The organism is Kitasatospora sp. NPDC004723, assembly GCF_040609255.1.
Classification (GTDB): Bacteria; Actinomycetota; Actinomycetes; order Streptomycetales; family Streptomycetaceae; genus Kitasatospora.
Map to the genome: position 1 here is coordinate 51,391 of NZ_JBEXJT010000044.1, position 21,396 is coordinate 72,786.

The following is a 21,396-nucleotide window of genomic DNA, read 5'->3' on the forward strand; positions in this document are numbered from 1 at the left end:
TCACTTCCTCCCGAGCAGCAGGCGGGCCTCGCCCACCGTGATGACCGAACCGGTGACCAGCACCCCGGCGCCGCCGAGGTCGCCCTCCTCCTCGGCCAGGGTGACGGCGGCGGCGATGGCGTCGTCGAGCCGGGGCTCGACCTGGACGCGGTCCTCGCCGAAGATCTCGACCGCGAGCGCGGCCAGCTCGTCCACGTCCATCGCGCGGTGGGTGGAGTTGCGGGTGACGACGACCTCGGCGAGCAGCGGCTCGAAGGCCTCCAGGAGGCCGGCCACGTCCTTGTCGCCGCTGGTGCCGATGACGCCGACCAGGCGGGTGAAGCCGAAGGACTCGGTGAGCGCGGCGACGGTGGCGCGGGCGCCGTGCGGGTTGTGGGCGGCGTCCAGGACGATGGTGGGGCTGCGCCGGACGACCTCCAGGCGGCCCGGGGAGCTGACGCCGGAGAACGCCTGGCGGACCTTGTCGGTGTCGAGCTTGCCGCCGCGGGCGCCGCCGACGCCGAAGAACGCCTCGACGGCGGCCAGGGCGAGGGCCGCGTTGTGCGCCTGGTACTCGCCGTGCAGCGGCAGGAAGACGTCCTCGTACTCCTCGCCGCCGAGCCCGCGCAGGGTCACCAGCTGGCCGCCGACCGCGAGTTCGCGGCGGATGACGCCGAACTCCATGCCCTCGCGGGCGACCGTGGCGTCGACCTCCACGGCGCGCCGCAGGATGGTCTGGGCGGCGTCGAGCTGCTGCTGGGCGACGACGGCGACGGAGCCGGGCTTGATGATCCCGGACTTCTCGACGGCGATCTCGCCGGTGGTCTCCCCCAGCTTGTCGGTGTGGTCGAGGCCGATCGGGGTGATCACCGCGACGGTCGCGTCGATGACGTTGGTGGCGTCCCAGGAACCGCCCATGCCGACCTCGACCACGGCGACGTCCACCGGCGCGTCGGCGAAGGCCGCGTAGGCCATGCCGGTGAGCACCTCGAAGAAGGACATGGCGACCGGCTCGCGCTCGTCGACCATCCGCACGTAGGGCTCGATGTCGCGGTAGACCTCGACGAACCGCTCGGGGGTGATCGGGGCGCCGTCCAGGGTGATCCGCTCGGTGACGCTCTCCACGTGCGGGCTGGTGTAGCGGCCGGTGCGCAGCTCGAAGGCGCCGAGCAGCTGCTCGATCATCCGGGCGGTGGAGGTCTTGCCGTTGGTACCGGTGACGTGGATGGAGGGGAAGGACCGCTGGGGCTGGCCCAGGATGTCCATCAGGGCCTCGATCCGGTCGAGCGAGGGCTCCAGCTTGTTCTCCGGCCAGCGCTCGGAGAGTTCCACCTCGACGTCGCGCAGGGCGTCGCCGGTACCGCCGTCGGCGGGGCGGAGGGTGTACGGGTTCGGGTCGGCCTTGTCGCTCACGACCACAGTCTACGGAGCGGGGACCGGCGCTCCTCACGGGGTGAGAACCGCCACTTTGCCCGAGTTGGGCGATTTCCCATGCCTACTATCGATTTAGCGACATCAGACCGCAATGAAGCATTGATTCGCATCCCAAGGAGACAAAACACCTTCGATCACGAGGAGCAGCTCGCCATGCCCGACGCCCTGCGCCAGTTCGTCGAGATGCGCCGCGAGGGGTTCCTCCAGCTCGGCGGGCTGATCTCGCTGGCCCTGCTCTGCTACATGGTCCTGGTCTTCGGCCGCTTCCTCGTCTACTGGGCCGGCTCCCGCCACGCCTTCCGGCACAGCAGCCCGGCCGAGCCCGGCGACCCCGCCGCCTTCCGGTGGCACCTGATGATCCCCTGCCGGGACGAGGAGGCGGTGATCACCCGGACCCTCGCCGGTCTGCGGACCGTCGCCCCCGCCGCCCACCTGTGGGTGATCGACGACGACAGCGACGACGGCACCCGCGCCCTGGTGCTCGCCGCCGCCGAACGCGACCCGCGCGTCCACCTGGTGCAGCGCCGCCGCCCGCACGCCCGGATCGGCAAGGGCGCCGCGCTGAACGCCGCCTACCGGGAGATCTCCGCCTGGCTGCCGCCCGGCACCGACCGCTCCCGGGTGGTCCTCGGCGTGGTCGACGCCGACGGGCGGCTCGACCCCGGCACCCTCGAACAGGTCTGCAACGACCGCGCGATGGGCCGCCCCGACACCGGCGCCGTGCAGATCGGCGTGCGGATGCGCAACGCCGACGACGAGCGGCCGCTGCCCGGCCGCGGCCGGACCGCCAACGCGCTGGCCCGCGCCCTGGTGCGGATGCAGGACGTCGAGTTCCAGGCCAACAACGCCGGCATGCAACTGCTGCGCCGCCGCACCGGCAGCGTCGGCCTCGGCGGCAACGGCCAGTTCGTCCGGCTCACCGCCCTGGACTCGCTGACCGCCGAGGAGGGCCGCGCCGGCCGCCCCTGGCCCGAGCGTGCCCTGCTGGAGGACTACGAGTCCGGCCTCGACCTGCGCCTGGCCGGCTGGCGGCTCACCCATGTCACCGAGGCCGGCGTCTCCCAGGAGGCCCTGGTCTCCTGGCGGCGCTTCCTCACCCAGCGCACCCGCTGGGCCCAGGGCAACATGCAGTGCCTGCGCTACACCGGCCGGGTGCTGCGCTCGCGGCACTACCGGCCCGCCGGCAAGGCCGAGGTGCTCTACACCTTCCTCCAGCCGGTGGTCTGCGTCCTGCTGGTCGTCCTCACCCCGCTCTCGCTGGCCATCACCGGGGCGGGGCTGGCGCTCTTCCCCGGGGAGACCGCCGACTTCCAGCTGCGGTACGGCCCGTGGATGGTGCTCGCCTTCGTGCTCGCCACCCTGCCGATGGTCTTCTGGGGCCCGGCCTACCGCCGGCTCGTCCACCCCGACCGCCGCCGGCTCACCGGCCTGCTCTGGGGCGTCCTGGTCTGGCTCTACGCCTACCACCTGTTCGTGGTCGCCACCCGGGCCGCCGTACGCCTGCTGCTCGGCCGCAACGGCTGGGCCAAGACCCGGCGCAACGCCGAGAAGGTCGCCCTCGGCGCCCCCACCGCGCTCGAGTCCTGAGCCCCCGTCCTTTTCGCTTCCCGACCGCCCCGACCCCCGGAGAGCCGTTCCGCCATGACCGCGTGCCCGACCCCGAAGCCCGCCGCCCGCCGCCCGCTCGCCCCCGGCAGCGTCGCCGTCGTCCTCGGCACCCGCCCCGAACTGGTCAAGCTCGCCCCGCTGATCCACGAGCTCGGCCCGGCCACCCGCCTGGTCCACACCGGCCAGCACTGGGACGAGGCGATGTCCGGCCGCTTCCTGCGCGACCTCGGCCTGCCCAGCCCCGAACTGCTCACCGGCGTCGGAGGCCGCCCCCGGGCCGGCCAGATCGCCCAGTCGCTCGGCCAGCTCGACGCCTCCTTCGCCGAGCACCGCCCGGCCGCCGTCGTCGTCCAGGGCGACACCAACGCCACCCTGGCCGGCGCGCTCGCCGCCAACGCCCGGGACATCCCGCTGGTGCACGTCGAGGCGGGACTGCGCAGCTTCGACCGGGCGATGCCCGAGGAGCACAACCGGGTGATGGTCGACCACGTCGCCGACCTGCTGTGCGCCGCCACTCCCGACAACGCCGCCAACCTGCGCGCCGAGTCCCTCGCCGAGGAGCGGATCGCGCTCACCGGCAACACCGTCGTCGAGGTGGTCCGCGGCTCGCTGCCGGACGCCGCCGCCCGGGCCGCGCTGCTCGCCCGGCACGGCCTCACCGCGGACGGCTACGTGCTGGCCACCGTGCACCGGCCGGAGAACACCGACACCGCCGAGGCGCTCGGCGCCGTCCTCGCCGAACTCGACCGGATCGCCCGGGCCGGCACCCCGGTGCTGTTCCCGATGCACCCGCGCACCCGGGCCGCCGTCGAGCGGTTCGGCCTGGAGGGCCTGCTGGAGCGGCTCGCGGTGACCGGGCCGGTCGGCTACGCCGACTTCCTGGGCCTGGCCCGGCACGCCGCACTGCTGGTCTCCGACTCCGGCGGGGTGCAGGAGGAGTGCACCGTGCTCGGCCGTCCGCTGCTGGTGGTGCGCCGCTCCACCGAGCGGCCCGAAGCCGTCGAGGCCGGCTTCGCCGCGCTGGTGACGCCCGGCGCCGGGCTCGGCGAGCACGCCCGGACCTGGCTGGCCGACACCCCCGAGCGGCTCGCCCGGCTCGCGGCCACCCCGAGCCCCTACGGCGACGGCCTGGCCTCCGCCCGGATCGCCGGCCTGACCGCCGACCTGACCGCCGGGCAGGTCGGGACGCCCGCCGGCGCGCTGCCGACCGCCGCCTGAACGGCCCCCGGACAGGGGCCCTCTTGACAGCAGAATTGGTCTACTCCACCTTGTGAGGGCAAGTCTCCTATCCCGACAGGGACTTGAGTTGTCGGTAGCTCCCGCACGCGTACCCATCGACACCCGGACGGCTCTCCCCCACGGGAGCCGCCGGCCTCCCCCACAGGAGATGGAGTCATGCCACCTGCACGACAGCGGCGCCCGCGCGCCGTCCACTCGATGCTCGCCGGCGCCAGTGCCGTCGCGATCGGCCTGAGCGGTCTGGTCCTCGCCGGCGGCACCGGCGCCCACGCCGCCACCGACGTCGAACTGATCACCAACGGCGGCTTCGAGGACGCCAACCGCCTCAATGGCTGGACCTGTACGGCCGGCACGCCGGAGACCGGCACGGTCCACTCCGGCACCGGCGCGCTGCGCTCCACCCCGGCCGGCGGCGACACCGGCGAATGCACCCAGACGGTCGCCGTCAAGCCGTCCTCGACCTACACCCTGAGCAGCTGGGTCCAGGGCTCGTACGTCTACCTCGGCGCCCGCGGCACCGGCGGCACCGACCCGAGCACCTGGACGCCCGGCGGCAGCGCCTGGTCCAAGCTCAGCACCACCTTCACCACCGGGGCGAGCACCACCAGCGTCACCGTCTACCTGCACGGCTGGTACGGGCAGCCGGCCTTCCTGGCCGACGACGTCTCGCTGCTCGGCCCGGGTGACCCCAAGCCCTCCCCGACCGCGACCACGCCGACCCCGACCGACCCCGGCAGCCCGTCGCCCACCGACACCACCACGCCCTCCCCCACCGCCACCACGCCCCGGCCGCCGTCCAAGCACCTGCTGACCGGCTACTGGCAGAACTTCGACAACGGCGCGACCGTGCAGCGGATCAGCGACGTCCCGGCCGCGTACGACATCATCGCGGTCTCCTTCGCCGACGCCACCTCCACGCCCGGGGGCCTGAGCTTCACCCTGGACCCGACGCTCTCCTCCCGGCTCGGCGGCTACACCGACGCCCAGTTCAAGGCCGACATCGCGGCCAAGAAGGCGGCCGGCAAGAAGGTGATCCTCTCGGTCGGCGGCGAGAAGGGCTCCGTCTCGGTCAGCAGCGCCTCCGCGGCCACCACCTTCGCCAACAGCGCCTGGTCCCTGATGCAGACCTACGGCTTCGACGGCGTCGACATCGACCTGGAGAACGGCATCAACTCCACCTACATGGGCCAGGCGCTGCACACCCTGGCGGCCAGGGCGGGCTCCGGCTTCACGCTCACCATGGCGCCGCAGACCATCGACATGCAGTCCACCGGCATGGAGTACTTCAAGCTGGCGCTGAACGTGAAGGACATCCTCACCATCGTCAACATGCAGTACTACAACTCCGGCGCCATGCTGGGCTGCGACGGCCAGGTCTACTCCCAGGGCACCGTCAACTTCCTCACCGGGCTGGCCTGCATCCAGCTCAAGGGCGGGCTGCGGCCCGACCAGGTGGGCCTCGGTGTCCCAGCCTCCACCAGTGCGGCCGGCGGCGGCTACGTCAGCCCGAGCGTGGTCAACAACGCGCTGGACTGCCTGGCCGCCGGCACCAACTGCGGCAGCTTCAAGCCCGACACCAAGTGGCCCGGGATCGGCGGGGCGATGACCTGGTCGACCAACTGGGACGCCAAGGCGGGCGGCGGCATCGCCTCCACCGTCGGCTCCCACCTGCACGCGATGCCGTAACCGGCGAACGCGGGGCCGTGGGCCCGGGCGGGGGTCAGACCCCCCCCCGGGCCTCCGGCACGGCCGCCGGCGCGCCGCCGTGCCGGCGGCGCAGCTCGGCGGTGATCTCCGCGAGCTCGCCCTCCGGCAGCAGCGGCAGCATCATCGCCACGCCCTGCAGCAGACCGCCGAGCAGGAAGGTGGTGTCGGGGGTGGTGGCGACCAGGCCGCGGACCTCGGCCACCTCGCCGGCCGCGACCGCCTCGATCAGCCGGGCCGCGTCCACGCCCTCCTCGTCGACGTGGACGGCGCCGGTGTCGCACGGGGCGCGCCGGGCCATCGCCCGCAGCACCCGGTCGCCGACCTCGGGGGCGTAGGCCTTGCGGACCGCCTCGGCGGCGATCCAGGTGAGCAGCGTGGTCACCTCGCGCTCGACGTGCTCCTCGAACAGCCGGTCCAACGCGTGGTCGAACGCGAGCTGGTTGCCGTGCCGGAAGGCGAGTAGCAGCGTCGCCGCCCGCCCCTTGGCCTCCTCGACCACCTCGGCAGGCAGTTCGTCGGCCAGCTCCTCGGTCACCATCACGCCCATGCCCTCCCGTCGCTCCTCGCCGTCCGAAACTCGAAGCACACCGTACACAGTCGACCTGGAAACTTCCGCGAGCGCGCGCGGGCAAGACCGGAATGAATTCGGGCGGAATAGGTCCTCACCCGGTCCGGGATGAATATTCGCCGGAAGGGAGCAACGGATTGGGCTATTGGGCCGCACGATTTTCCGACCTTCAGGAAAAACGGCGGAGCCGCACCCCGCGTCGGCGGGATGCGGCTCCGGGGAACCGTCGGCGCGTCAGCCCTGCGGCAGCGCCGCGAGCTGGGCGGTGATCCGGGCGATGTCGGCCTCGGCGGCCTCCTGACGGGTCCGGATCTTGGCGACCACGTCGTCCGGCGCCTTGGCCAGGAAGGCCTCGTTGCCGAGCTTGGCGCCGCACTGCGTCTTCTCCTTCTCGGCCGCCGCGAGGTCCTTGGCGAGGCGCTTGCGCTCCGCCGCGACGTCGATGGTGCCGGACAGGTCCAGCGCCACGGTCGCGCCGGCGACCGGCAGCGAGGCGGTGGCCGCGAAGCCCTCCTCGGGCACGGTCAGCCGCAGCAGCGAGCGGATCGCGTCCTCGTGGACGGCGAGCACGGTGCCCGCCAGCTCCAGGCGCGCCGGGACCTTCTGGGCCGGCTGCAGGCCCTGGTCCGAGCGGAACCGGCGGACCTCGGTGACCACCTGCTGCAGCGTGGCGACCTCGGCCTCGGCCTCGGCGTCCCGGAAGCCGGCGTCCTTCGGCCAGTCGGCGACGACCACCGACTCGGCACCGGTCAGCGTCGTCCAGAGCGCCTCGGTGACGAACGGCACGACCGGGTGGAGCAGGCGCAGGGTGACGTCCAGGACCTCGCCCAGCACCCGGCGGGAGGCCTCGGCCGGCGCGCCGCCCTTGGCCAGGGTGGTCTTGGAAAGCTCGACGTACCAGTCGAACACCTCGTCCCACGCGAAGTGGTAGAGGGCGTCCGAGGCCTTGGCGAACTCGTAGTCCTCGTACAGCGCGTCGACCTCGGCCACGGTCGCGTTCAGCCGCGACAGGATCCAGCGGTCCACCGCGGTCAGCTGCTCCGGGCCGGGCAGCGGGCCGTCCACGGTCGCGCCGTTCATCAGCGCGAACCGGGTGGCGTTCCAGATCTTGTTGCAGAAGTTCCGCGCGCCCTTGACCCAGTCCTCGCCGATCGGCACGTCGGCGCCCGGGTTGGCGCCGCGGGCCAGGGTGAAGCGGACGGCGTCGGCGCCGTAGGCGTCCATCCAGTCCAGCGGGTCGACGGCGGTGCCGGAGGACTTCGACATCTTCTTGCCGAACTCGTCACGGACCAGGCCGGTCAGGGCGACCGTCTTGAACGGCACCTGGCCGTCCATCGCGTACAGGCCGAACATCATCATCCGGGCGACCCAGAAGAAGATGATGTCGTGGCCGGTGACCAGGACGTCGGTCGGGTAGAACTTCTCCAGGTCCGGGGTCTTCTCCGGCCAGCCCAGCGTGGAGAACGGCCACAGGCCGGAGGAGAACCAGGTGTCCAGGACGTCCGGGTCCTGGTGCCAGCCCTCGCCCGTCGGCGGCTGCTCGTCCGGTCCGACGCAGACGACCTCGCCGTCCGGGCCGTACCAGACCGGGATCCGGTGGCCCCACCACAGCTGGCGCGAGATGCACCAGTCGTACATGTTGTCGACCCAGTCGAAGTAGCGGCGCTCCAGCTCCTTCGGGTGGATCTCCACCTTGCCGTCGCGGACCGCGTCGCCGGCCGCCTTGGCCAGCGGCTCGACCTTGACCCACCACTGCAGCGACAGCCGCGGCTCGACCACCGTGTGGCAGCGCGAGCAGTGGCCGACGGCGTGCATGTACGGGCGCTTCTCGGCGACGATCCGGCCCTGCTCGCGCAGCGCGCCGACGACGGCCGAGCGGGCCTCCAGCCGGTCCAGGCCCAGGAACGGGCCGTGCACGGTGATCGCGCCGCGCTCGTCCATGACGCTCAGGTTCGGCAGGTCGTGGCGCTGGCCGATGGCGAAGTCGTTGGGGTCGTGCGCCGGGGTCACCTTGACGGCGCCGGTGCCGAACTCCGGGTCGACGTGCTCGTCCGCGACGACCGGGATCTCGCGGTCGGTCAGCGGCAGCTTGATGGTCCGGCCGACCAGGTGCCGGTAGCGCTCGTCCTCCGGGTGGACGGCCACCGCGGTGTCGCCCAGCATCGTCTCGGCCCGGGTGGTGGCGACGACGATCGAGTCCTCGCCGTCCCCGTAGCGGATCGAGACCAGCTCGCCGGGGACGTCCTCGTGCTCCACCTCGATGTCGGACAGCGCGGTGAGGCAGCGCGGACACCAGTTGATGATGCGCTCGGCGCGGTAGATCAGGCCGTCGTCGAAGAGCCGCTTGAAGATCGTCTGGACGGCCTGCGACAGGCCCTCGTCCATGGTGAAGCGCTCGCGCGACCAGTCGACGCCGTCGCCGAGGCGGCGCATCTGACCCAGGATCTTGCCGCCGTAGTTCGCCTTCCACTCCCAGACCTTCTCGACGAAGGCCTCGCGGCCCAGGTCGTGGCGGGACAGGCCGGACTCGGCGAGCTGCTGCTCGACCTTGTTCTGGGTGGCGATGCCGGCGTGGTCCATGCCGGGCAGCCAGAGCGCCTCGAAGCCCTGCATGCGCTTGCGGCGGGTCAGCGCGTCCATCAGCGTGTGCTGGAAGGCGTGGCCCAGGTGCAGCGCACCGGTGACGTTCGGCGGCGGGATGACGATGGTGTACGGGGGCTTGTCGCTCTTGGCGTCGGCGGTGAAGTAACCGCGCTCTACCCAGCGCTCGTACAGCTCGCCCTCTACCTCCGCCGGGGCGAAGGTCGTCGGGAGGGTGGCTGCGTCGTCCCCGGCGTGCGTGCTCACGGGGCGCTGGTTCGTGGTGTCGGTCACGACGGACAGTTTACGTAACCCGGGAACCGGGTCACGAACGGCTTTCACCCCCCGGACACCGGAGCCCGGCACCGGAGCGGACCGGCACCGCCCCCGGGGGGTATTCCCCGACCGGGTGACGGACCGGTGCGATAACGTGCCGGACATTCGTCCGAGCCTTCGTACAAGCCCGGCACCACCGTCCCAGGAAGGGCCTCCGTGACCGAGCAGAACCCCTACGGCGCCCCGCCGCCGCCCGGCGGCCAGCCCCCGTACGGCGGGCAGCCCTACGGCGGGCAGCCCTACCCCGGCCCGCCCGCGCCGCCGCAGACCCCGCCGCCCTACGGCGCCGTCCCGCCGCAGCCCGGCCCGCCCGGCCCGCCCGGTGCGCCGGGCCAGCCGCTGCCACCCGGCTACGCCCCGTACGGCGCGTTCCCCGCGCCGGCTCCGCCGCGCCGCTCCCGGCGCACCCTCGGCATCCTCGTCGGCGTCTTCGTGCTCGTGCTGGCCCTCATCGGCGGCGCGGTCGCGTACTTCGTCTTCGACGTCACCTCCAACGCCGGGACCCAGAAGATCGTCCTGCCGGCCGGCTTCAACGGCCTCACCAAGGACGAGAACAACGCGGTCGCCCGGCAGATGGAGGAGGGCATCACCACCGAGCTCGGCAAGGGCGACGGCTCCTGGAACCCGACCGGCGTCAGCGCCGTCTACCAGGACTCCGCCGAGGACCCCAAGCTCGTGGTGCTCGGCGCCTACGGCAAGGTGCTCGCCCCGAAGACCGAGCTCAACGCCATGTTCAAGGGGCTCCAGTCGGACGGCACCACGGTCAGCGACCGGCACGCCGTCGACCCGGGCCCCAAGGGCGGCAGCATGGACTGCGGCGTGGCCTCCCAGGACGGCACCGACCTGGGCGTCTGCGCCTGGGCCGACTCCAGCAGCCTGGTCCTGGCGATGGCCCCGCCGTCGGAGGAGGGCGGCCGCCCCGACCTCGACAAGCTCGCCGCGGACACCCGCGCCCTGCGCGCCGCCGCCGAGGTCCCGAAGTAGGCCCGCACACGCCCGAGGGCCCCGGCACCGCCCGTGGAGGCGGTACCGGGGCCCTCGTCGTTTCCGGGCGGGACCCGTCGGGCGTCAGGCGCTCTTCTCGCGCCGCTCCCGCTTGATCATGTCGCGCGGCACCAGGGTCGGGATGGCGTGCTTGGAGACGACGTCCCCGGTCACCACCACGCGGGCGACGTCCTGGCGCGAGGGCACCTCGTACATCACGGACATCAGCACCTCCTCCATGATGGCCCGCAAGCCGCGCGCGCCGGTGCCGCGCAGGATCGCCTGGTCGGCGATCGCCTCCAGCGCGTCCCGGGAGAACTCCAGCTCCACGCCGTCCAGTTCGAAGAGCTTGCGGTACTGCTTGACCAGCGCGTTCTTCGGCTCGGTGAGGATCTGCAGCAGCGCCTCGCGGTCCAGGTTGTGCACGCTGGTGATCACCGGGAGGCGGCCGATGAACTCCGGGATCATGCCGAACTTGACCAGGTCCTCCGGCATCACCTGACGGAAGTGGTCGCTGGCGTCCAGCTCCCGCTTGGAACGGATGTTCGCGCCGAAGCCGATGCCCTTGGCACCCGCCCGGCCCTCGATGATCCGCTCCAGGCCGGCGAAGGCGCCGCCCACGATGAACAGCACGTTGGTGGTGTCGATCTGGATGAACTCCTGGTGCGGGTGCTTGCGCCCGCCCTGCGGCGGCACCGAGGCGGTGGTGCCCTCCAGGATCTTCAGCAGCGCCTGCTGCACGCCCTCGCCGGAGACATCGCGGGTGATCGACGGGTTCTCGCTCTTGCGCGCGACCTTGTCGATCTCGTCGATGTAGATGATCCCGGTCTCGGCCTTCTTGACGTCGTAGTCGGCCGCCTGGATCAGCTTGAGCAGGATGTTCTCGACGTCCTCGCCGACGTAGCCGGCCTCGGTGAGCGCGGTGGCGTCGGCGATCGCGAACGGCACGTTCAGCATCCGGGCCAGGGTCTGCGCCAGCAGCGTCTTGCCGGAGCCGGTCGGGCCGAGCAGCAGGATGTTGGACTTCGCCAGCTCGATGGCGTCCTCGCGGCCGTTGCCGCCGCTGCGGCCGGCCTCACCGGCCTGGACCCGCTTGTAGTGGTTGTAGACGGCCACCGACAGGGCCTTCTTGGCGAGGTCCTGGCCGACCACGTACTGGTCCAGGAACTCGTAGATCTCGCGGGGCTTCGGGAGCTCCTCGAAGCGCACCTCGGAGGTCTCGGCGAGCTCCTCCTCGATGATCTCGTTGCACAGGTCGATGCACTCGTCGCAGATGTACACGCCTGGGCCGGCGATCAGCTTCTTCACCTGCTTCTGCGACTTGCCGCAGAACGAGCACTTGAGCAGGTCGCCACCGTCTCCGATGCGTGCCACGAGGTGCTTCCCCTTCGCCAGGGGCCCCGCGGAAGTTCCGGGGCCTGGTGCTGTGGACCGTCGACGCCGACGGCGATCGGTCTCGCTATCCGACGGTACTCTGCCGAGCCGCCGATTCCGCCCTCTTCGCCGGGTCTGCCCTACGCCCTGGGCGAATTGATACCGAACAGATGCCGTCGGAGCAGCCGCCGGTGCGCCGGGGGCGGGGGGGGGGGGGGGGGGGGGGGGCCCCCCCCCCCGCGCGGCGCCCCCCGCCCCCGGCCCCCTCCCGCCCGCGAGGACGGGCCGGGAGGGAGTGCCGGCCTCAGGAGGTCAGCGAGGCCTTGCGGGTCGAGATCACCAGGTCGACCAGACCGTACTCGACGGCCTCCTCGGCCGTGAGGATCTTGTCGCGCTCGATGTCGTCGCGGACCTGCTCGACCGACTTGTTGGAGTGCTTGGACAGCATCTCCTCCAGCTGCTCGCGCATCCGGAAGATCTCCTTGGCCTGGATCTCCAGGTCGGAGACCTGGCCGCGGCCGGTCTCGGTGTACGGCTGGTGGATCAGGATGCGGGCGTTCGGCAGCGCCATCCGCTTGCCGGGGGTGCCGGCCGCCAGCAGCACGGCCGCCGCCGAGGCCGCCTGGCCCATGCAGACGGTGGTGATGTCCGGCTTGACGTACTGCATGGTGTCGTAGATGGCCGTCAGGGCCGTGAACGAGCCGCCGGGCGAGTTGATGTACATCTGGATCTCGCGGTCCGGGTCCATCGACTCCAGGCACAGCAGCTGCGCCATGATGTCGTTCGCGGAGACGTCGTCCACCTGCGAGCCGAGGAAGATGATGCGCTCCTCGAACAGCTTGGCGTACGGGTCGTACTCACGGATGCCCTGCGAGGTGCGCTCGACGAAGCGCGGGACGATGTAGCGGCCCTCGGCCCGCATGTCCTCGACGCGGGCCTTGGCGGCCGACAGGCTGGGGATGTTCATGGGTGTTCTGGTCCTCCGGAGCGTTGTGGCTGTGGTCTCGTGGGCCCGGGCCGGGGCTCAGGCGCCGGTGCCGCCGCCGCCGGGGACGTCCGCGGCGCTGTGCATGATCGCGTCGATCAGGCCGTAGTCCAGGGCCTCCTCCGGCGTGAACCAGCGGTCGCGGTCGGAGTCCTGGGTGATCTGCTCGAAGGACTGGCCGCTGTGGAACGCGATCAGCTCGGACATCCGCTTCTTGGTGCGCAGCAGCTGCTCGGCCTGGATGCGGATGTCGGTGGCCGAGCCGCCGAGGCCGGCGGAGGGCTGGTGCATGAGGATGTTGGCGTTCGGGAGCGAGAAGCGCTTGCCCTTGGCACCGGCGGTCAGCAGGAACTGGCCCATCGAGGCCGCCATGCCCATCGCGATCGTGACGACGTCGTTCTTGATGTACTGCATGGTGTCGTAGATCGCCATGCCGGCCGAGATCGAGCCGCCCGGGGAGTTGATGTAGAGGAAGATGTCCTTGTCCGGGTCCGCGGCCAGCAGCAGCAGCTGGGCGGTGATCTTGTTCGCGATGTCGTCGTCGACCTGCTGGCCGAGGAAGATGATCCGCTCGTTGAGCAGCCGGTTGTAGACCTGGTCGCCGAGGCCGCCCAGCACGTCACCAGCGGCGGCGTGCGGCGCCATCGGGCCGGGCATCTGCATCTGCGGGTACGTCACTTAGCCACCTGCTCAGTCGATTTGGACGGTCGCTCCACGGCCGTCACGATGTCGCACAGCTTCCGGGTATCACGTCGTGATTGTTGCTGTCCATGGACCCTAACGCGCAGGCCCGGCCGCTGAATCCCTCACGCAGAACTGTTCGCTGTGAGCGCAGGGTTCGCGGCCCCGGCGGGCCTGGCCCCGGGAACGGCGCGGGCCCGGACGCCGTACGGCGTCCGGGCCCGCGCTCATGCCTCGGGCGAGCGAGGCGACCGCGGCGGTCAGGCCTCGGTCTTCTCCTCGGCCTCGGCCTCGGCGGCCGGGGCCTCGACGGTCTCGGCCGACTCGTCGGCCTCGTCGTCGTCGAAGTTGATCTCGTTGCCCTCGGTGTCGACGACCTTGGCGGCCTCGACCACGGTGGCCAGCGCCTTGCCGCGGGCGACCTCGCCGACCAGCAGCGGCACCTGGCCACCCTGGACGACCTGCTGGGCGAACTGGTCCGGGGTCAGGCCCGAACCGGCGGCACGGCGGATGAGGTGCTCGGTCAGCTCCTCCTGGGAGACGTTGAGCTCCTCGTCGGCGACGATCTGGTCCAGGACGAACTGGGTCTTGATGCCCTTCTTCGCCTGCTCCTCGGTCTCCGCGAGGTACTCCTCCTCCGACTTGCCCTGGGTCTCCAGGTAGCTCGCCAGGTTGAGGCCCATCGGCTCCAGCTGGTGGTGCTCGAGGTTGTGCTTGCGGGTCTCGATCTCGTCCTTGAGGAGCTTCTCCGGGAACTCGATCTCGACCAGGCCGAGCAGCGCGTCCAGCACCTTCTCCTGGGCCTGGGTGGCCTGGTCGTACTCCTTCATGCGCTCCAGGCGCTTGCGGGAGTCGGCCTTCAGGTCCTCCAGGGTGTCGAACTCGCTGGCCAGCTGGGCGAACTCGTCGTCCAGCTCGGGCAGCTCCTTCTCCTGGACGGCGGTGACCTTGACGGTGACCTCGGAGGACTTGCCGGCCTGGGTGCCACCCTTGAGCTCGGTGGTGAAGGTGGCGGTGCCACCGGCCTCCAGGCCGACGACGGCCTCGTCGATGCCGTCGATCAGACGGCCCGAGCCGATCTCGTAGCTGACGCCGGCGGCGGTGCCGTCCTCCGGCACCTCGCCGTCGACCTTGGCCTCGAGGTCGACGACCACGATGTCGCCGGCGGCGGCGGCGCGCTCGACGTCCTTGACCGAGGAGAAGCGCTCGCGCAGCTGCTCCAGGGACTTGGCGATGTCCTCGTCGGAGACCGCGATCGGGTCGACGGTGACCTCGATGGTCGAGAAGTCCGGAAGGGTGATCTCCGGGCGGACGTCGACCTCGGCGGTGAACTTCAGGTCACCGCCGTCGGCGATCTTCTCGACACCCTCGATGTTGGTGATGTCGGGCTGGCCGAGGACCTCGATCTTGCCCTCGTCGACGGCCTGCGTGTAGAAGCGCGGCAGGGCGTCGTTGACGGCCTCCTCCAGCACGGCACCACGGCCGAAGCGCTGGTCGATGACCCGGTTCGGGATCTTGCCCTTGCGGAAGCCCGGGACCGAGACCTGCTGGTTGATCTTCTTGTACGCCGCGTCGAGGCTGGGCTTGAGCTCCTCGAAGGGCACCTCGACGGTGAGTCGAACCCGGGTCGGGTTCAGAGTCTCGACGGCGCTCTTCACGGTTAGGTCTCCTATGGGCTTGCGGTCAGGTTGCCTGCGCCCTCCCCGGACGCCGGCCTGGGCCGGTTTCCAGCGGGTCGGGCGAGACGGGCGATGGGCGGTTGGAGCTGCATCTCCCGTGGGGGGTGGACGGTGAGCGTGACTCCTCGCCCTCGTGCGGTTGACCTGGGTGGACGCCACAGGGACTACCGCCAGCGCCCCATCCTACCGGTACCACGAAAGGCGGACGCCAGGACGCCGCCGTCCGGGCCCGTTCAGGCCCTCCCGGCGGCCTTCCGGGCCGGTCCGGACGGGCCCTCGGCGGCGGAGCCGGACGGCACCGCGCCCTCCGTCCCGGCCGCGGCGTCCCCGGGCCCGGTACCCCCGGAAACCGGGCCCGGGCGCATGGTCGCGGCGGCGTCGGCATCCCGCACCCGCAGCGCGATCACGGCCGCGAGCAGTGCCAGCCCGGCCGCGGTCAGGAAGGCGGCGCGGTAGGCCGTGAGGTTCGCCACGGGCGTACCCGAGGCGTCCGCGGCGAACGGTCCGACGGCGGTCAGCACGGTGCCCAGCACGGCCACGCCGAGCGCCGAGCCGAGCTGGCGCTGGGCGTTGTAGAGGGTGGAGGCGGCGCCGGTGGAGGCCACCGGGATCGTCGCGAAGGCCGCGGTCTGGCTCGGCATGAAGACGTGCGCCATGGCGAACCCGCAGACGAAGAGCAGCGCGCGCACCGCCCACAGGTTGCTGTCCGGCCCGATCGTGGCCATCACCGCCAGTGCGGCGGCCACCACGGTGGCGCCCGCGGCGAGCAGCCGGCGCGGGCCGAACCTCGGGTAGAGCCGGCCCGCGATCTGCGAGGCGAGCATCACGCCGAGCGCCTCGGGGAAGATCATCAGACCGCTGTGCAGGGCGTCCATGCCGAGGGCGTCCTGCATCAGCAGCGGGAACAGGTAGAGCATGCCGAGGAAGGCCGCGCCGGAGAAGAGCGAGAGCAGATTGGTGGTGCGGAAGATCCGGTCCCGGAAGAGCCGCAGGTCGAGCATCGGCTCGGGGCGGCGCAGCTCGACGGCGACCAGCGCGGCGAGGGCGAGCACGCCGCCGAGCGCCGCGGCGAGGATCCGCGCGCTCCCCCATCCCTCGGACGCGCCCTCGGAGAGCGCGTACATCGCCGCGCCGAAGCCCGCCGCGGAGAGCAGGAAGCCGGCCGCGTCGAAGCGCCCGGCGCGCTCGGCGCGGTAGTCCGGCAGGAAGAGCAGGCCGAAGACCAGCGCGGCGAGGCCGACCGGCAGGTTGACGATGAAGACCCAGTGCCAGGACCAGCCGTCCACCAGCCAGCCGCCGAGCACCGGCCCGGCGGCCGGGGCGACCGCGGTGGGCAGCATCAGCACCCGGGTCGCCCGCATCCGCTCCTCCTGCGGGAAGGCGTGGAAGAGCATGGTCATCCCGACCGGGGTGAGCAGACCGCCGGCCGCGCCCTGGAGGATCCGGGCGAGAGTGAGGGCGGTCAGCGAGCCGGCCACCCCGCACAGCAGCGAGGCGAGGGTGAACAGGGCGAGCGAGGCCAGGAACACCCGGCGGGTGCCGAGGCGGTCGCCGAGCCAGCCGGAGAGCGGCACGAAGACCGCCAGGCTGACCAGGTAGCCGACGTTGATCACGCCGACCCCGGCGGGGTCGGTGCCGAAGTCGCGGCCGATCGCGGGCAGTGCCACGTTGACGATCGTGGTGTCCATGATCGACATGAACAGCGCGGCGACGAAGACGACGCCGACCGCGGCCTTGGGGTTCATCCGCGGCCGACGCGGTGCTCGCGCCGGGCTCGTCGCACTCATCGGGGCTCCAGGTTCGGTGAAAAATCAACTACCCACCATGCCGGACCGGCCCCGGAAACGACAACAGGGCCCCGCCCTGGGCGAGACCCTGCGCACGGTCGGGGTGACCGGATTCGAACCGACGGCCTTCCGCTCCCAAAGCGGACGCGCTACCAAACTGCGCCACACCCCGTGGTGCCGAGAGGAAGCGTACACGCCGGGCCCTGCCGGATCGGCGAGATATTCCGAGGCCCTCACCGGGAACGGGTGTGCACGCAGCCGACCGGACCAGGTACGCTGTTCCCGACCTTCCGTCCGGTGACGGCCGGGGGATCGCGCGGGCGTAGCTCAATGGTAGAGCCCTAGTCTTCCAAACTAGTCACGCGAGTTCGATTCTCGTCGCCCGCTCCGCAGGACGAACGGCCCCGGAGGATGCATCGCATCCCCGGGGCCGTTCGCGTTCCCGACGGCGGGTCAGCCGGCCCCGCGGCCACAGGTCCCGCGGCCACAGGCCCCGCAGTCACAGGCCCAGCCGGGCGGCCCGGGCCGCGGCCCGCTCCAGCAGCCGGTGGACGTCGGCCTGCCGGGTGGCGGGCCGGTCGTTGAACTCGTCCGGGGAGCGCACCGGGCGGCCGGTGGCGTGCAGCACCTCCATCAGCTGGACCCGGGCGGTGCGCACGGTGGCCGGGGTGCCGAACCCGTGGGCGAGCACCGCCGCCTGGGCGCCGAGCAGGCAGACCCGGCCGGCCGCGTCCCACATCGCCCCCTGCAGCCAGCCGTGCGCGGCGATGTAACGGGAGGCCAGGCCGAGGTGCTCGGCGGCGGTGACCGGGGCGGGGCGGGCGGGGCGGCGCAGCGCCCGGTCGAGCAGGGTGGCCCGGGGCAGCGGGTGGCCGGCGTGCCAGGGCTGCGCAACCGAGCCGTAGCGGCAGACGGGGTGGGGCGCCGGGGTGCGCGCGGGCGCGGGCAGCGAGGCCAGGTACGCCTCGATCTCGGCGACCAGCCCGGAGGCGTCCGGGGTGAGCAGCAGGGCGGTCACCGGGACGGGCGGCAGGACGGTGCGGGGCATGCGGGCTCTCCAGGCAGCGGTGGTGGTGTTCGCTACCCAAAATGGTGCATTCCCGTCATTTCGGCGACCGGAGCGCCACGCCCGCCCCACCCGGCCCGAACGGTTTCCCGGGGGGCCTCCGGGCCGATAGCCTCGGCGGCGTTCGAGAGCAGTTCGAGAACAGTTCGATGGCCGATGGCGTTCGAGTCGATTCGAAGCCGTGAGCGGAGGAGTCCCCGTGCGCCCGCAGGACCGACTGGCCGTCATTCAGCGCTGCGTGGTCCGGGAGATGGCGCGGTTCGGACAGGAGTTCACCGTCGACGGCGAGGTGGTGCGCGGTCCGGGGACGGTCGCGGTGGCCGTCCGGGAGCACCCCGGCGGCGAGGGCGCCGGGCACGTGGACCTCGGCTGGGCGCTGGAGCTCGGCCGGGCGGACGCGCCGGTGGTGTGGGACTGCACGGCCGGCCTCGGCAAGACCGAGGAGGAGAAGCTCGACAACGCGGTGCGGATGTGGGCGACCACCACGGCGGCCGCGCTGGTCGAGCCGGCCGGGGGCGGCGGTGCGCACGCCGACCACGCCGACCACCCCGAACTGCCCGGCTGGCACGCCGTCCAGGGGCCGGCGGCGGTCTTCGGGTTCGGCAACGATCGGCTGGCGGCCTGGCTGGCCGGGAACCGGGTGGTGCCGGCGCTGGCGCCCTCGCTGCTGCCGGTACTGACCGGGACGGGCGAGCGGCGCCCGCACGGGGTGAAGCTGTTCCTCGGCGGGCGGTCGGGGGACGACGTGGCCGAGGTCAGGGTCGACGGCGAGGTGAACGAGGCCGCGTCGGCGGCGCTGCGCGCGCTGGACTGGCCGCGCGGCGAGCGGCTGTGCTGGGCACGGCTGTTCGTCCTGCTGACGGCGCACGAGGAGCCGTCCGCGCCGGTGACCGCACCGGCCGGCGCCGGCGGGGTCGTGGCGGCCCGGCCGGCGGCCGTGGCGGCGGCGCGCCCGCGGGGCCTGTTCGCCCGGTGGCGGCAGGCGAGGCGCGCCGACCGGTGACGGGGCGCCGGCCGCGGTGGGCCGGCGGTCCGGGGGTCAGCTGGCGATGTTCGAGATGGACTTGGCGATCTGGCTCAGGAAGTCCTGGATCGGCTTGGCGGCCGTGCTCTGGTTGAGCATGAAGCCGAACAGGGCGGCCAGGATGAAGTGCCCGACCTTGAGCTGCTTCTGGCGGATGAAGATGAAGCAGATGATGCCGAACAGGACCAGCGCGGAGACGGAGAGTGCCACCCGGACTCACTTCCTCGTTTCATAGCGGGGCGCCACCGGCTGACGACCCCTGTGAAGCCGGACCCCGGCCTGTCCGACGGTCCCGAGGCGGAACGGCAGATCGTCCGGCACGTCGAGGCCGGAGGGGTGGCCGCCCGCTACGACCGCACGGTGTTCGTCGTGCCGCATGTGACGCCCCCCATCCCCCGAATCCTGAACAGTCCCGCCCGGACTCAGTGTGGTCGACCGTGCCGATTGCGTAAAGGTCTGACAGTCGGTCGAACGCCGATATCCTGCGATGCGAGACGAGTTTCCGCCGACCGAGACGATAGCCGAGACATCCTGACGAATCCTCGGCGGGGCGCCGCTGAGCGGCCGGGAAACGTTCGGCGGGCCGGACCGGAACCGGCAGGTCCGCTCTGCTTCCGGGGTACCGGAATTGGCTGAAGATCAGCTCCGGGGCTTGACAGCAGCTGCCGTCGGCACGTGCCGCCGCCGAGGGGCCGCGGGAGGCCCGTCGTGCGGGGCGCCACCAGCCGGTTCCGCACCGCGCCGGGCCCGTTGCGCACGGCTCAGTCGCGCCAGAACAGCAGGACCGCGCGGTCGTCGTTGATGTCCCTGGCAACCGTCTCGATCAGCCGGGAGGCCGCGCCGCCGCCGGGGCCGGCGCCCGGCACCAGCCGGTCCGCCTCGCCCATCAGCCGGTCCATGCCCTCCGAGAGGTCCCGGCCGGGCGCCTCGACCATGCCGTCGGTGCACAGCAGCAGGACGTCGCCGCGGTTCAGCCGCCCCCGCACGCCCTCGAACTTGGCGCCGTCGTAGATGCCGAGCGCCGGGCCCTCCAGCGCCTCCTTGACCTCCCAGCGGCCGGCGCCCGCCAGCCGCTGCATGCCGGGCAGGTGCCCGGCCGAGAGCAGCTCGTACTCGCCGGTGTCCAGGTCGAGCACCAGGTGCACGGCGGTCGCGAAGCCCTCCTCCCAGGACTGCCGCAGCAGGTAGCCGTTGGCGGCCGGCAGGAAGTCGTGCGCGGGCAGCGAGCCCAGCAGGCCGCCGAACGCGCCGGAGAGCAGCAGCGCCCGCGAGCCGGCGTCCATGCCCTTGCCGGAGACGTCCGCGAGGACCACCTCCAGCACCCGACGGCCGGGGCCGGTGCGGTCGGCGACCACGAAGTCGCCCGAGAAGGACTGCCCGCCGGCCGGGCGCAGCGCCATGTCGGCGTGCCAGCCGTCCGGCAGCCGGGGCACCCGGCTCTGCACCCGCAGCCGCTCGCGCAGGTCGAAGAGCATCGTCGAGCCGCCCCACCAGGGCACGCCGACCCGGCTGCGGAACTGGGCCAGCAGCAGGCCGCCGACCCCGGCGGCGCCGACCACCAGGGCGGCGCCCGGGGTGACCCCGTAGGTGTAGGCCTCCGGGTGGTCGCTGGCCACCCGCTGGCCGGTGTGGATGACCGACTCGGCGGACAGGCCGAGCGCGGCCAGCGCGTACAGCACCACCAGCGAGCCGGGGCGCAGCAGCAGGGCCGCCGCCAGGATCGGCAGGACCAGCGCGGTCGGCGGGGCCCAGGCGGGCCACCAGACGTTGAGCAGGATCAGCAGCGGGACCAGCAGGGCGAGCGCGCAGAGCACCGGCCAGTCGGCGGCGCCGCCGCGGAACCAGTCGACCGCGGCGGTGCGCAGCCTTCGGCGGACCCGGCGGAGCCTCTTGCGCAACCGGGCCGTCACGGGGTCGGACGCCGGAGCGGCGCCGGGCCTCGTCGCAGTCGTCTGGGGCGGTGTGCCCGGCGCTCTGCCAGCCATGGGGACCGACCATATCCAGCGGTCGCGGTCGGCGTCGACGGCCAGGGTGGGTGCGGTGGTGCGGTGGCGCGGGCGCGTCAGCGGGTTTCGGCCGATTGCGGCGGGCGGCGTCCGGGGTGTCAGGAGGCGTGCGGGCGCGGGGCGTACGAACCGACCGGACGGCGCACGCCCCGTCGCGCGGGCGGTCGGGCGCGGCGTGCGCCGGGGTGCGCGCTGTGGCCGATCACACAGCGATCGCACAGCCGCCGTCCAGTTGCCTCCCAGCCGCCGTCCAGCCGGTTCCGGCCCCCGCGCGGGGGCCGGGGAACGCGGCGGGCGGGGGGGCCCGCGCGGGGGGGGCGGGCGGCGCGGCGGGGCGGGGGGGGGCGGGGGGGGCGGCG

At 72.6% G+C, this 21,396-nt stretch carries 16 protein-coding genes and 2 tRNA genes; 6 read left to right on the forward strand and 12 right to left on the reverse strand.

The window, feature by feature from the left end; translation table 11 throughout:
• Positions 1-1,392: a folylpolyglutamate synthase/dihydrofolate synthase family protein gene (locus ABZW10_RS30695; protein WP_355372311.1), complete on the reverse strand. Its 1,392-nt coding sequence runs from the start codon at positions 1,390-1,392 to the stop codon at positions 1-3.
• A gap of 174 nt (positions 1,393-1,566) precedes the next feature.
• Here ABZW10_RS30695 and ABZW10_RS30700 point away from each other — a divergent pair, with 174 nt between their 5' ends.
• The 3 genes from ABZW10_RS30700 (at position 1,567) to ABZW10_RS30710 (ending at position 5,946) form a co-directional block, all read left to right on the forward strand.
• On the forward strand, positions 1,567-3,000 hold the full coding sequence (locus ABZW10_RS30700; RefSeq protein WP_355372313.1) for a glycosyltransferase family 2 protein: 1,434 nt from the start codon (positions 1,567-1,569) through the stop codon (positions 2,998-3,000).
• Positions 3,001-3,054: 54 nt separating this feature from the next.
• Positions 3,055-4,239: a UDP-N-acetylglucosamine 2-epimerase (non-hydrolyzing) gene (gene wecB / locus ABZW10_RS30705; RefSeq protein WP_355372316.1), complete on the forward strand. Its 1,185-nt coding sequence runs from the start codon at positions 3,055-3,057 to the stop codon at positions 4,237-4,239.
• Between the two features lie 177 nt (positions 4,240-4,416).
• A complete protein-coding gene (locus ABZW10_RS30710; protein WP_355372319.1) occupies positions 4,417-5,946 on the forward strand; it encodes a glycosyl hydrolase family 18 protein in 1,530 nt (509 codons plus the stop codon).
• 34 nt (positions 5,947-5,980) lie between these two features.
• On the opposite strand, the gene ABZW10_RS30715 is transcribed toward ABZW10_RS30710, so the two are convergent.
• Positions 5,981-6,514, reverse strand: coding sequence for a hypothetical protein (locus ABZW10_RS30715; protein WP_355372321.1), 534 nt, complete (start codon positions 6,512-6,514; stop codon positions 5,981-5,983).
• Positions 6,515-6,769: 255 nt separating this feature from the next.
• Entirely contained in the window at positions 6,770-9,409 is a 2,640-nt protein-coding gene (locus ABZW10_RS30720; RefSeq protein ID WP_355372324.1) for a valine--tRNA ligase, read from the reverse strand.
• Between the two features lie 198 nt (positions 9,410-9,607).
• Here ABZW10_RS30720 and ABZW10_RS30725 point away from each other — a divergent pair, with 198 nt between their 5' ends.
• Positions 9,608-10,435 (forward strand): hypothetical protein, encoded by an 828-nt coding sequence (locus tag ABZW10_RS30725; protein ID WP_355372327.1) that lies wholly within the window; start codon positions 9,608-9,610, stop codon positions 10,433-10,435.
• Between the two features lie 84 nt (positions 10,436-10,519).
• Here ABZW10_RS30725 and clpX read toward each other — a convergent pair whose 3' ends face one another.
• From clpX to ABZW10_RS30755, 6 genes are all read right to left on the reverse strand, one after another.
• Positions 10,520-11,809, reverse strand: a complete 1,290-nt coding sequence (gene clpX, locus ABZW10_RS30730) for an ATP-dependent Clp protease ATP-binding subunit ClpX (protein ID WP_030309676.1) — start codon at positions 11,807-11,809, stop codon at positions 10,520-10,522.
• Between the two features lie 304 nt (positions 11,810-12,113).
• Complete coding sequence (locus ABZW10_RS30735; protein ID WP_344344462.1) at positions 12,114-12,776, reverse strand: ATP-dependent Clp protease proteolytic subunit; 663 nt, start codon at positions 12,774-12,776, stop codon at positions 12,114-12,116.
• 57 nt (positions 12,777-12,833) lie between these two features.
• A complete protein-coding gene (locus ABZW10_RS30740) occupies positions 12,834-13,439 on the reverse strand; it encodes an ATP-dependent Clp protease proteolytic subunit (protein WP_107084257.1) in 606 nt (201 codons plus the stop codon).
• Positions 13,440-13,735: 296 nt separating this feature from the next.
• Entirely contained in the window at positions 13,736-15,133 is a 1,398-nt protein-coding gene (gene tig, locus ABZW10_RS30745) for a trigger factor (RefSeq protein ID WP_355372330.1), read from the reverse strand.
• Positions 15,134-15,387: 254 nt separating this feature from the next.
• Positions 15,388-16,941: an MDR family MFS transporter gene (locus tag ABZW10_RS30750; protein WP_355372333.1), complete on the reverse strand. Its 1,554-nt coding sequence runs from the start codon at positions 16,939-16,941 to the stop codon at positions 15,388-15,390.
• Positions 16,942-17,039: 98 nt separating this feature from the next.
• A tRNA-Pro gene (locus tag ABZW10_RS30755) sits at positions 17,040-17,113 on the reverse strand.
• A gap of 144 nt (positions 17,114-17,257) precedes the next feature.
• Here ABZW10_RS30755 and ABZW10_RS30760 point away from each other — a divergent pair.
• Positions 17,258-17,328: transfer RNA gene (locus ABZW10_RS30760), tRNA-Gly, on the forward strand.
• Between the two features lie 112 nt (positions 17,329-17,440).
• On the opposite strand, the gene ABZW10_RS30765 is transcribed toward ABZW10_RS30760, so the two are convergent.
• Positions 17,441-17,989: a hypothetical protein gene (locus tag ABZW10_RS30765; protein WP_355372336.1), complete on the reverse strand. Its 549-nt coding sequence runs from the start codon at positions 17,987-17,989 to the stop codon at positions 17,441-17,443.
• 217 nt (positions 17,990-18,206) lie between these two features.
• Between ABZW10_RS30765 and ABZW10_RS30770 the strand changes: the two genes are divergently transcribed.
• Positions 18,207-19,010, forward strand: a complete 804-nt coding sequence (locus ABZW10_RS30770; RefSeq protein ID WP_355372339.1) for a DUF6348 family protein — start codon at positions 18,207-18,209, stop codon at positions 19,008-19,010.
• 36 nt (positions 19,011-19,046) lie between these two features.
• Here the strand turns inward: ABZW10_RS30770 and ABZW10_RS30775 are convergent, their stop codons facing one another.
• Entirely contained in the window at positions 19,047-19,241 is a 195-nt protein-coding gene (locus tag ABZW10_RS30775; RefSeq protein ID WP_355372342.1) for a hypothetical protein, read from the reverse strand.
• Positions 19,242-19,792: 551 nt separating this feature from the next.
• Positions 19,793-20,929: a PP2C family protein-serine/threonine phosphatase gene (locus ABZW10_RS30780; protein ID WP_355372345.1), complete on the reverse strand. Its 1,137-nt coding sequence runs from the start codon at positions 20,927-20,929 to the stop codon at positions 19,793-19,795.
• Positions 20,930-21,396: the final 467 nt, after the last annotated feature.

What these genes read in the sequence shown, in the direction of transcription:
- ABZW10_RS30735 (WP_344344462.1), bottom strand. Translation starts at nt 12,776, where the DNA reads ATGAACATCCCCAGCCTGTCGGCCGCCAAGGCCCGCGTCGAGGACATG.
- wecB (WP_355372316.1), top strand. Translation starts at nt 3,055, where the DNA reads ATGACCGCGTGCCCGACCCCGAAGCCCGCCGCCCGCCGCCCGCTCGCC.
- ABZW10_RS30765 (WP_355372336.1), bottom strand. Translation starts at nt 17,989, where the DNA reads ATGCCCCGCACCGTCCTGCCGCCCGTCCCGGTGACCGCCCTGCTGCTC.
- ABZW10_RS30710 (WP_355372319.1), top strand. Translation starts at nt 4,417, where the DNA reads ATGCCACCTGCACGACAGCGGCGCCCGCGCGCCGTCCACTCGATGCTC.
- ABZW10_RS30740 (WP_107084257.1), bottom strand. Translation starts at nt 13,439, where the DNA reads ATGGCGCCGCACGCCGCCGCTGGTGACGTGCTGGGCGGCCTCGGCGAC.
- ABZW10_RS30750 (WP_355372333.1), bottom strand. Translation starts at nt 16,941, where the DNA reads ATGAGTGCGACGAGCCCGGCGCGAGCACCGCGTCGGCCGCGGATGAAC.
- ABZW10_RS30700 (WP_355372313.1), top strand. Translation starts at nt 1,567, where the DNA reads ATGCCCGACGCCCTGCGCCAGTTCGTCGAGATGCGCCGCGAGGGGTTC.
- ABZW10_RS30715 (WP_355372321.1), bottom strand. Translation starts at nt 6,514, where the DNA reads ATGGGCGTGATGGTGACCGAGGAGCTGGCCGACGAACTGCCTGCCGAG.